The 9,073-nt window shown below is 53.4% G+C and carries 12 protein-coding genes; 4 read left to right on the forward strand and 8 right to left on the reverse strand.

Annotated features, from left to right (window positions below):
- Window position 1: 1 nt before the first annotated feature.
- Together rof and ACHH0Z_RS11925 are read right to left on the reverse strand one after the other, a co-directional pair.
- Entirely contained in the window at window positions 2-262 is a 261-nt protein-coding gene (rof, locus tag ACHH0Z_RS11920; protein ID WP_008501890.1) for a Rho-binding antiterminator, read from the reverse strand.
- Window positions 249-449: a YaeP family protein gene (locus ACHH0Z_RS11925; RefSeq protein ID WP_008501889.1), complete on the reverse strand. Its 201-nt coding sequence runs from the start codon at window positions 447-449 to the stop codon at window positions 249-251. The genes rof and ACHH0Z_RS11925 overlap by 14 nt, the downstream gene beginning before the upstream one ends.
- A gap of 196 nt (window positions 450-645) precedes the next feature.
- On the opposite strand from ACHH0Z_RS11925, the gene ACHH0Z_RS11930 reads away from it, so the two are divergent.
- From ACHH0Z_RS11930 to nlpE, 3 genes are read left to right on the forward strand one after another with little or no spacing between them, the layout of a single operon-like run.
- Window positions 646-1,191: a YaeQ family protein gene (locus ACHH0Z_RS11930; RefSeq protein ID WP_021240481.1), complete on the forward strand. Its 546-nt coding sequence runs from the start codon at window positions 646-648 to the stop codon at window positions 1,189-1,191.
- Window positions 1,188-1,610 (forward strand): alternative ribosome rescue aminoacyl-tRNA hydrolase ArfB, encoded by a 423-nt coding sequence (gene arfB, locus ACHH0Z_RS11935; RefSeq protein ID WP_008501887.1) that lies wholly within the window; start codon window positions 1,188-1,190, stop codon window positions 1,608-1,610. Before ACHH0Z_RS11930 ends, arfB begins: the two co-directional genes overlap by 4 nt.
- Before the next feature lie 34 nt (window positions 1,611-1,644).
- Complete coding sequence (gene nlpE / locus ACHH0Z_RS11940) at window positions 1,645-2,343, forward strand: envelope stress response activation lipoprotein NlpE (protein WP_045406469.1); 699 nt, start codon at window positions 1,645-1,647, stop codon at window positions 2,341-2,343.
- A gap of 47 nt (window positions 2,344-2,390) precedes the next feature.
- On the opposite strand, the gene proS is transcribed toward nlpE, so the two are convergent.
- The 6 genes from proS to metN all read right to left on the reverse strand — a co-directional run bounded on the left by proS (window position 2,391) and on the right by metN (window position 7,970).
- Complete coding sequence (proS, locus tag ACHH0Z_RS11945) at window positions 2,391-4,109, reverse strand: proline--tRNA ligase (protein WP_045406472.1); 1,719 nt, start codon at window positions 4,107-4,109, stop codon at window positions 2,391-2,393.
- 112 nt (window positions 4,110-4,221) lie between these two features.
- A complete protein-coding gene (tsaA, locus tag ACHH0Z_RS11950; protein WP_045406475.1) occupies window positions 4,222-4,929 on the reverse strand; it encodes a tRNA (N6-threonylcarbamoyladenosine(37)-N6)-methyltransferase TrmO in 708 nt (235 codons plus the stop codon).
- Window positions 4,926-5,330: an Rcs stress response system protein RcsF gene (gene rcsF / locus ACHH0Z_RS11955; protein WP_008501883.1), complete on the reverse strand. Its 405-nt coding sequence runs from the start codon at window positions 5,328-5,330 to the stop codon at window positions 4,926-4,928. The genes tsaA and rcsF overlap by 4 nt, the downstream gene beginning before the upstream one ends.
- 106 nt (window positions 5,331-5,436) lie before the next feature.
- On the reverse strand, window positions 5,437-6,252 hold the full coding sequence (metQ, locus tag ACHH0Z_RS11960) for a methionine ABC transporter substrate-binding lipoprotein MetQ (protein WP_014168729.1): 816 nt from the start codon (window positions 6,250-6,252) through the stop codon (window positions 5,437-5,439).
- Between the two features lie 40 nt (window positions 6,253-6,292).
- The gene (locus ACHH0Z_RS11965; RefSeq protein WP_003856130.1) at window positions 6,293-6,946 is read right to left on the reverse strand and encodes a methionine ABC transporter permease MetI; all 654 of its coding nucleotides are present in this window, start codon (window positions 6,944-6,946) and stop codon (window positions 6,293-6,295) included.
- The gene (metN, locus tag ACHH0Z_RS11970) at window positions 6,939-7,970 is read right to left on the reverse strand and encodes a methionine ABC transporter ATP-binding protein MetN (protein WP_008501880.1); all 1,032 of its coding nucleotides are present in this window, start codon (window positions 7,968-7,970) and stop codon (window positions 6,939-6,941) included. The genes ACHH0Z_RS11965 and metN overlap by 8 nt, the downstream gene beginning before the upstream one ends.
- 188 nt (window positions 7,971-8,158) lie before the next feature.
- On the opposite strand from metN, the gene gmhB reads away from it, so the two are divergent.
- Window positions 8,159-8,725, forward strand: coding sequence for a D-glycero-beta-D-manno-heptose 1,7-bisphosphate 7-phosphatase (gene gmhB / locus ACHH0Z_RS11975; RefSeq protein WP_008501879.1), 567 nt, complete (start codon window positions 8,159-8,161; stop codon window positions 8,723-8,725).
- Window positions 8,726-9,073: the final 348 nt, after the last annotated feature.

The following is a 9,073-nucleotide window of genomic DNA, read 5'->3' on the forward strand; positions in this document are numbered from 1 at the left end:
ATCAGGATTCGCTCACCACGACGGTGCCGATTTGCGGGTGGCTGAAGCTGGCTATTTTATCCAGGCGCAGCTCACGCGTCGCACCGGCATCTTCCACTATCAGGTATTCCACATTCTTACGTGAAACCAGATCGCTGGCCTTCGCTTTCAACACTTCGCCATCTTTTAGCTCCAGCGTCAGTAATAAATGATGCTGGCAGGCGAGTTCGAGGTTGTCATAGTCATCACAATTGATGGGTTGATAAGTATCATTCATCGACATAATCGCTCACCAGTAAATTCGCCGCAGCATACGCTGCTTTTTCCCTGACCGACTCTGAAAGGCTCTCATCAGAGGCCACTTCATTAAGCACTTTCAATACACAGCCCAACGCGTCCGGGACATACCCCAGATCTCCGCTGGCGATTTCCGCATACCGTTTGCGAATTAACTCACAATAATTATTCACATCCCCTCCCGCCAGCGCACTGACTTACTGTGAGATATCATTAAGCCTACGAAGATAAACTCGGTTTAGCAAGGTGACTATACCATACTCATTTAAGCAATATCAGCGCCTTGATAGCGGTGTATTTATCACCCTACAACAGCCTTTTGCCGCGGTTTTCGCTACAATGAGCGCCTGATTCGAATGGAGTTCTCTCATGGCGCTGAAAGCGACAATTTATAAAGCAGTGGTCAATGTGGCCGATCTTGATCGCAACCAGTTCCTGGACGCCTCGCTGACGCTGGCTCGCCACCCCTCCGAAACCCAGGAGCGCATGATGCTGCGCCTGCTGGCGTGGATTAAGTACGCTGACGAGCGTCTGCAGTTTACCCGTGGGTTAAGCGCAGAAGACGAGCCAGAAGCCTGGCTGCGCAACGATCATCTGGGTATCGATTTGTGGATCGAACTTGGACTGCCGGACGAGCGCAGAATTAAGAAGGCCTGCACTCAGTCCGCTGAAGTGGCCTTATTCGCGTATAATCAGCGCGCTGCGGAGATTTGGTGGCAGCAAAACAAGAGCAAGTGCGGACAGTTTAAAAATCTCACGGTCTGGTATCTGGATGATGAGCAGCTGGCTCAACTGAGCGACTTTGCCAGCCGGACCATGGTGTTGCAGGCGACGATTCAGGACGGTGCCATCTGGCTCTCTGATTCTCAGAATAATCTGGAAATTCATTTGACGGCGTGGCAACCGGCCTCATGATCGTCTTGTCCCGAAACGTCAGCATTCCGGACAACGAGCTGGAGATCACCGCCATCCGTGCTCAGGGGGCAGGTGGGCAGCACGTCAACAAGGCCTCAACGGCTATCCATTTGCGTTTTGACATTCGGGCCTCAAGCCTGCCAGAGTATTATAAAGAAAGTCTGCTTGCTGCCAGCCATCACCTGATCACCAGCGATGGCGTGATGGTGATCAAAGCCCAGGAATACCGCAGCCAGGAGCTCAACCGGGAAGCTGCGATAGCCAGGCTGGTGGCGGTCATCAAAGAATTAACGGCAGTACAAAAAAGCCGCCGGGCAACGCGGCCAACCCGCGCATCGAAAGAGCGTCGGCTGGCCTCGAAGGCCCAAAAATCCACAGTGAAAGCACTACGCGGTAAAGTTCGTCGCCCCACAGAGTGACGAAAGGGAACACACTTTTCATAAGGAATTCATTGTGAAAAAAGCATTATGGTCAGCGCTGGCAGTGAGTACGCTGTTTGCGCTTTTCGGGTGTAACAACCGCTCCGAAACGCAGGTTTTACAACCCACGCAGACGGAAGAATTAAAACCGATGCAGCAGAGCTGGCGCGGCGTATTGCCTTGCGCGGACTGTGAAGGCATTGAAACGTCCCTGTTCCTGCAAAAAGACGGCACCTGGGTGATGAACCAGCGCTATCAGGGCGCAAAAGAGCCTTCTTCTTTTGCAACTTATGGAACATGGGCGCGAACGGCGGAGAAGCTGGTTCTGACGGATACCGCTGGCGAGAAAACTTATTTCCGCGCCAAAGGCGAGGGGATGGAGATGCTGGATCGTGAAGGCAATCCAATTGAATCCCAGTTCAACTACACGCTGGCACCGGTAAAAGCGGCTCTGCCCGCGACGTCGATGGCGATGCGGGGGATGTACTTCTATATGGCGGATGCGGCGATCTTTACTGATTGCGCAACCGGTAAGAAGGTCAGCGTGGCAAACAATGCGCAGCTTGAACGTGATTACGCGGTGGCGCGCGGCAATGACAGCAAGCCGGTATTGCTGACGGTGGACGGTCACTTTACGCTGGAGCCAAACCCGGATAGTGGCGAGATGGTGAAAACGCTGGTGGCAGATAAAGACGCGAAGTTTGTTGCGGGTAAAGACTGTAACAGTAAATAAGCTGACGCTGAGCCATTAAAAAACCCCGCCTGAGCGGGGTTTTTTGTTTAGCCTTTGATGGCTTTCACCAGGTAATCAAGAATCTCGCCTGTCTTGATCATCTGTTTTTCGCCGCTGCGACGGTATTTGTATTCAATCTCGTCGCTGTCGAGGTTACGGTCACCGATCACGACGGTGTGTGGGATACCGATCAGTTCCATATCGGCAAACATCACGCCCGGACGCTCTTTACGGTCATCCATCAGCACTTCGATACCCTGCGCACGCAGCTCGGCATACAGCTTCTCGGCCAGCTCCTGCACGCGGTAAGACTTGTGCATGTTCATTGGCAGAATCGCAACCTGGAACGGCGCGATGTTGTCTGGCCAGACGATGCCGCGCTCGTCATAGTTCTGCTCAATGGCGGCAGCTACCACGCGCGTCACCCCGATACCGTAGCAACCCATGGTCAGGATCTGGTTACGGCCATCTTCACCCTGAACAGCGGCGTTCAGCGCGCGAGAGTATTTATCACCCAGCTGGAAGATGTGACCGACTTCAATGCCGCGCTTGATCATCAGGGTACCCTGACCGTCCGGGCTTGGATCGCCTGCGACCACGTTACGGATGTCTGCTACTTCCGGCGTCGCCACGTCGCGATCCCAGTTGATGCCGAAGTAGTGTTTACCGTCGATGTTCGCACCGGCGGAGAAGTCGCTCATCGCGGCTACCGTGCGGTCAATAACAACAGGAACCGGCATATTCACCGGACCGAGAGAACCTGGGCCAGCATTGACCACGGCGCGGATTTCCGCTTCTGTGGCGAACGTCAGCGGGCTGGCGACCTGCGGCAGCTTCTCAGCTTTCACTTCGTTCAGCTCGTGATCGCCACGCACCAGAAGGGCAACCAGCGGGTAAGCGCTCCCTTCGGTGGCTTTCACCAGCAGCGTCTTCACGGTTTTTTCGATCGGCAGGTTGAACTGCTCAACCAGCTCGGCAATGGTTTTCGCGTTTGGCGTATCAACCAGCGTCATCTCTTGCGTTGCCGCAGCACGTGGTTCTTTTGGTGCCAGCGCTTCTGCGAATTCGATGTTCGCCGCGTAATCGGAAGAGTCAGAGAAGATCACATCGTCTTCACCGCTCTGCGCCAGTACCTGGAATTCATGAGATGCGCTACCGCCGATGGAGCCGGTATCAGCCTGCACAGCACGGAAATCCAGCCCCATGCGGGAGAAAATTTTGCTGTATGCCGCGTACATTTTGTCGTAGGTCTCTTGCAGGGATTCCTGAGAGGTATGGAAAGAGTAGGCGTCTTTCATCAGGAATTCGCGAGAGCGCATGACGCCGAAACGCGGGCGAACTTCGTCACGGAACTTGGTCTGGATCTGGAAGAAGTTCAGCGGCAGCTGTTTGTAAGAGCTCAGCTCATTACGAATCAGGTCGGTGATGACTTCTTCATGCGTTGGGCCGAGAACGAACGGACGCTCGCCACGATCGACGAAGCGCAGCAGTTCAGGACCATACTGTTCCCAACGACCGCTCTCCTGCCACAGGTCAGCGGGCTGAACCACGGGCATGGACACCTCGATAGCACCGGCGTTGTTCATCTCTTCACGCACGATGTTTTCGACTTTTTTCAGGACGCGCACGCCGGTCGGCAGCCAGGTGTATAACCCGGAGGCCAGCTTGCGGATCATCCCGGCGCGCAGCATCAGCTGATGGCTGATCACTTCGGCGTCGGCAGGCGTCTCCTTCAGAGTGGAGAGCAGATATTGGCTAGTACGCATGTTGTTACGGTTCCATTTCGACGATTGGAACAGGCTGAAACACCAGCCTGACACAAAAAAAGTGGTTTAGTTTACCAGTGTGGCAAAGATGCCAAAAGAGAGGAGAACAAAATTACCTGGGTTCAAGGGCAAACACTTCAAAACCTGCCCCGGTGACGCGCCAGCGAACGTTAAAATCCAGCAGCCAGACGGCGTACGTTTTACCTGCTTCCTCTTCTTTACGGTAGGCCGGACGCGGGTCCTGTGCCAGAACTTCGGTGATGAAATCCCGTAAGCGAGGATAGCGTTTCTCCAGTTGGCCGAACTGAGCGGTTATCTCAGGCGTAAAATATACAGGCATGTCCGCCTGTGGGGCGTCCTGAGCATAACTTGCACGCGCGTCCGGAAGGGCTTCGGCGAAGGGCAAATAGGGTTTGATGTCGATCACCGGCGTGCCGTCGACAAGGTCCAGGCTACCTAACTCCAGTATCACCCGATCTTTCTGGCTGCGTATGCCTTTCAGTTCAACCAGTGACATGCCAACCGGGTTTGGACGGAAGGTCGAGCGCGTCGCAAACACCCCCATTCTCGCATTGCCGCCAAGACGAGGAGGACGCACGGTAGGACGCCAGCCGCCTTCCATCGTCTGGTGAAACACGAACACCACCCACAGATGGCTGAACGCCTCAAGCCCGCGTACCGCATCGGCCTGATTGTAAGGCGCAATCAGGTGAAGCTCACCGCGTCCGCTGGTGACAAGACCGGGCTGGCGGGGGACGGCGAACTTCTCTTTGTAAGGAGAGTGGATAACGCCTATCTGCTCGAACTGAAATGCACTCATTTTGCCGTGATGTTCAGCGCAGAACCGATGCACACCGCCTGACGGTAGCAGCCCGGCGTGCCGCTGGTGACTTCACAGCTGTGCAGCAGGACCGCGTTGGCTTTCATTTTTGCGGCATTAATCTGCATGCGTTTACGCGCTGTCGGGATATTCGGTGGTGAGTCCTGATTGGTCGCCTGACAGGATTCGCCGCTCACTTCGCCCAGTTCACGGAACGGTTTACCGACGAGTTCATCCGCTTTCGTGATAATGCGAACCGGCGCAGGGCGAACCACTTTCGGTTTCGCAGGCTCGGTCTTTGGCGGGGTTGCCGTGCTTTGAACAGGTTCAACGGGAGATCTGCTTAGCATAGAACAGCCGCTCAGCATGAGTGCTAAAAGACAGATCGGTAAAGCACGCATAATATTTCCTCAATGGATAATCAAAACGTCAGATATTGAATCAGTTGACTGCACAAATGACAAGACGGGCATAAGCCCGTCCTGATGATATTACACTGAGGTGAGATTACCAGCCCTTAACAGCGCCGCCGTTAAACACTTTGTTGGCTTCCTGGTAAACTTCGTCAGACTGATAGGCCTGTACGAATTTCTTCACGTTTTCCGCGTCTTTGTTGTCTTCGCGAGTCACGATCAGGTTTACGTATGGAGAGTCTTTATCTTCAACGAAGATACCGTCTTTAGCTGGCGTCAGGCCAATCTGGCTGGCGTACGTGGTGTTGATAACGGCGAGGGCAATCTGCGCATCGTCCAGAGAACGTGGCAGCTGCGGTGCTTCCAGCTCAACAATTTTCAGATTTTTCGGGTTCTCGGTGACATCCAGAACGGTTGGCAGCAGGCCAACACCGTCTTTCAGTTTGATCAGGCCCACTTTCTGCAGCAGCAGCAGGGAACGACCAAGGTTAGTTGGGTCGTTAGGGACGGCAACCTGAGAGCCCGGCTGCAGTTCGTCCAGGGATTTAATTTTCTTAGAGTAACCGGCAATTGGATAAACGAAGGTATTACCCACGCCCACCAGTTTATAGCCGCGATCTTTGATCTGCTGATCCAGGTATGGTTTATGCTGGAAGGCGTTCGCATCGATATCACCTTTGCTCAGCGCTTCGTTCGGCAGAACGTAATCGTTAAAGGTCACCAGCTCCACGTCCAGGCCATATTTCTCTTTCGCCACTTTCTGAGCAACTTCTGCAACCTGCTGTTCTGCACCTACGATAACGCCCACTTTAATGTGGTTCGGATCTTTTTCATCCTGACCGCAACCCACCAGTGCCAGAGAGCCGATCAGCGCGCCTACTGCTGCGAAGGTCTTTAATTTAAACGCCATGTTTTATCCTTAACTCGTAGAGTTTATGTTGTGTGTAACGTTATTTGTGCGTAACAGCCCGGACGATGCGATCGCCAGAGAACTGGATTAAGTAAACCAGAACAACCAGCAATACCAGAACGGTATTCATCACGGTCGCGTTATATCCAATATAGCCGTACTGGTAACCAATCTGACCTAAACCGCCCGCGCCTACGGCACCGCCCATCGCGGAATAACCGACCAGGGTGATAAGCGTAATGGTTGCCGCATTGACCAGCCCTGGCAGTGCCTCAGGCAGCAGAACCTTGCGGACGATCTGCATTGGCGTGGCGCCCATCGCGCGGGACGCTTCGATCAAACCGGTTGGGATCTCCAGCAGGGCGTTTTCCACCATACGGGCGATAAACGGCGCAGCGCCAACGGTCAGCGGAACGATCGCCGCCTGCAGACCGATAGACGTTCCGACGATCACGCGGGTAAACGGAATCATCCACACCAGTAAGATAATGAACGGGATAGAACGGAAGATGTTCACCAGCGCAGAGAGCGTACGGTACAGCTTCGCGTTCTCAATGATTTGACCCGGACGCGTCACGTACAGCAACACGCCGACCGGCAGGCCAATCACAAAACCAAAGAAACCAGAGACAAAGGTCATTGCCAGCGTTTCCCAAACGCCGCGAACCAGCAGCCACATCATCGGCTCAGACATAACCCAGTACCTCTACTTTTACGTGATGTTCTTGCAGCCAGGCAATGGCTGCCTGGGTTTCTTCTTGTGTGCCGTGCATTTCTGTCAGCATGATGCCGAACTTGACGCCACCGGCGTAATCCATCTGCGCGCTGATGATGTTGTTATTCACGTTAAAGCGACGTGCGGTTTCGGAAAGCAGGGGAGCATCAACGGACTGACCGGTGAACTCCATGCGCAGCATCGGGACGCTGTCAGCTGTTGCTTCTGTTTTCAGACGTTCCAGATAGTCTTCCGGAATATCCAGATGCAGCGTGGACTGGATGAACTGCTGCGCCAGCGGGGTTTTCGGATGCGAGAACACTTCGCTTACCGTGTCCTGCTCGATCAGTTCACCGTTACTGATGACCGCCACGCAGTCGCAGATGCGTTTCACCACATCCATCTCGTGCGTAATAAGGAGGATCGTCAGGCCCAGGCGACGGTTAATGTCTTTCAGCAGTTCCAGAATCGAACGCGTGGTTGCCGGATCCAGTGCGCTGGTGGCTTCATCACACAGCAGCACCTTAGGATTGCTTGCCAGCGCGCGGGCAATGGCCACACGCTGTTTTTGCCCACCGGACAGATTTGCCGGGTAGCTATCCTGTTTGTCGCCCAGACCTACGAGGTCGAGCAGCTCGGTGACGCGACGCTTCACTTCTTCTTTCGGCGTGTTATCCAGCTCAAGCGGTAAGGCAACGTTGCCGAACACGGTGCGGGAAGCCAGCAGGTTAAAGTGCTGGAAGATCATGCCAATCTGACGACGCGCTTTGGTGAGTTCTTTCTCTGAAAGGGCGGTAAGTTCCTGGCCGCCAACTTCTACGCTGCCCTGGGTTGGGCGCTCAAGCAGGTTAACACAACGGATCAGCGTACTTTTACCTGCACCCGATGCGCCAATGACGCCATAAATTTGACCAGCAGGAACATGCAGGCTGACGTTGTTCAGCGCCTGAATGGTTCGGTTCCCCTGCTGAAACACTTTGGTGATATTGGAAAGTTTAATCATTAGATTATTTTTATCGTATGTAAGTTAGCCGTGGCATTTTCTTCTGCCAGATACGGGTGATGACCGTAAACAAAACGGATGTTAAGGCATCCAGACGTCTAAATCAATCCAACTCTGTACGATGAGCACTTTATTGCGCTGCGATTCATGAGATACTAGCTGAACATGCCTTTTTCAGGAGCAAACCGGTGGCAAAATCAGTACCCGCAATTTTTCTCGATCGTGACGGCACTATTAATGTGGATCACGGTTATGTCCATGAGATTGATGAGTTCGAGTTTATCGAGGGCGTAATAGATGCCATGCGCCAGCTGAAAGAGATGGGCTATGCGCTGGTGGTGGTGACGAACCAGTCTGGTATTGCACGCGGTAAATTCACCGAAGCGCAGTTCGAGACGCTGACCGAATGGATGGACTGGTCACTTGCCGACCGCGGTGTGGATCTCGATGGTATCTACTATTGTCCGCATCATCCGCAGGGAACCGTAGAAGCGTATCGTCAGACCTGTGATTGCCGTAAGCCGCATCCGGGGATGTTTATCTCTGCGCAGGAGTTCCTGCACATTGATATGGCGGCTTCTTATATGGTGGGCGATAAACTGGAAGATATGCAGGCAGCCGCAGCCGCGGGTGTAGGGACTAAAATATTAGTGCGTACCGGCAAGCCAGTGACGCCAGAGGCTGAGAATGCGGCGGATTGGGTGATTAATAGTCTGGCCGATCTGCCAAAAGAGATTAAAAAGCACCAAAAATAGCCTTTTTGGTGAAAAGGTGAGCGGTTGAAATAAAAATGCATTTTTCCGCTTGTCATTCCTCGGCGGCTCCCTATAATGCGCCTCCATCGACACGGCGGATGTGAATCACTTCACACAACAAGCGGTTCGGTTGAAGAGAAAAAATCCTGAAATAACGGGTTGACTCTGAAAGAGGAAAGCGTAATATACGCCACCTCGCAACGGTGAGCGAAAGCCGCGTTGCACTGCTCTTTAACAATTTATCAGACAATCTGTGTGGGCACTCAAAGTGACATGGATTCTTAACGTCCTCGGACGAAAAATGAATACCAAGTCTCTGAGTGAACATACGTAATTCATTACGAAGTT

The organism is Enterobacter cloacae complex sp. 2024EL-00227, from assembly GCF_043945315.1.
Taxonomy (GTDB): domain Bacteria; phylum Pseudomonadota; class Gammaproteobacteria; order Enterobacterales; family Enterobacteriaceae; genus Enterobacter; species Enterobacter roggenkampii.

Bases quoted from the DNA above. Each gene is read 5' to 3' on its own strand.
- rof (WP_008501890.1), bottom strand. From the start codon at position 262: ATGTCGATGAATGATACTTATCAACCCATCAATTGTGATGACTATGAC.
- ACHH0Z_RS11930 (WP_021240481.1), top strand. From the start codon at position 646: ATGGCGCTGAAAGCGACAATTTATAAAGCAGTGGTCAATGTGGCCGAT.
- arfB (WP_008501887.1), top strand. From the start codon at position 1,188: ATGATCGTCTTGTCCCGAAACGTCAGCATTCCGGACAACGAGCTGGAG.
- proS (WP_045406472.1), bottom strand. From the start codon at position 4,109: ATGCGTACTAGCCAATATCTGCTCTCCACTCTGAAGGAGACGCCTGCC.
- tsaA (WP_045406475.1), bottom strand. From the start codon at position 4,929: ATGAGTGCATTTCAGTTCGAGCAGATAGGCGTTATCCACTCTCCTTAC.
- rcsF (WP_008501883.1), bottom strand. From the start codon at position 5,330: ATGCGTGCTTTACCGATCTGTCTTTTAGCACTCATGCTGAGCGGCTGT.
- metQ (WP_014168729.1), bottom strand. From the start codon at position 6,252: ATGGCGTTTAAATTAAAGACCTTCGCAGCAGTAGGCGCGCTGATCGGC.
- ACHH0Z_RS11965 (WP_003856130.1), bottom strand. From the start codon at position 6,946: ATGTCTGAGCCGATGATGTGGCTGCTGGTTCGCGGCGTTTGGGAAACG.
- metN (WP_008501880.1), bottom strand. From the start codon at position 7,970: ATGATTAAACTTTCCAATATCACCAAAGTGTTTCAGCAGGGGAACCGA.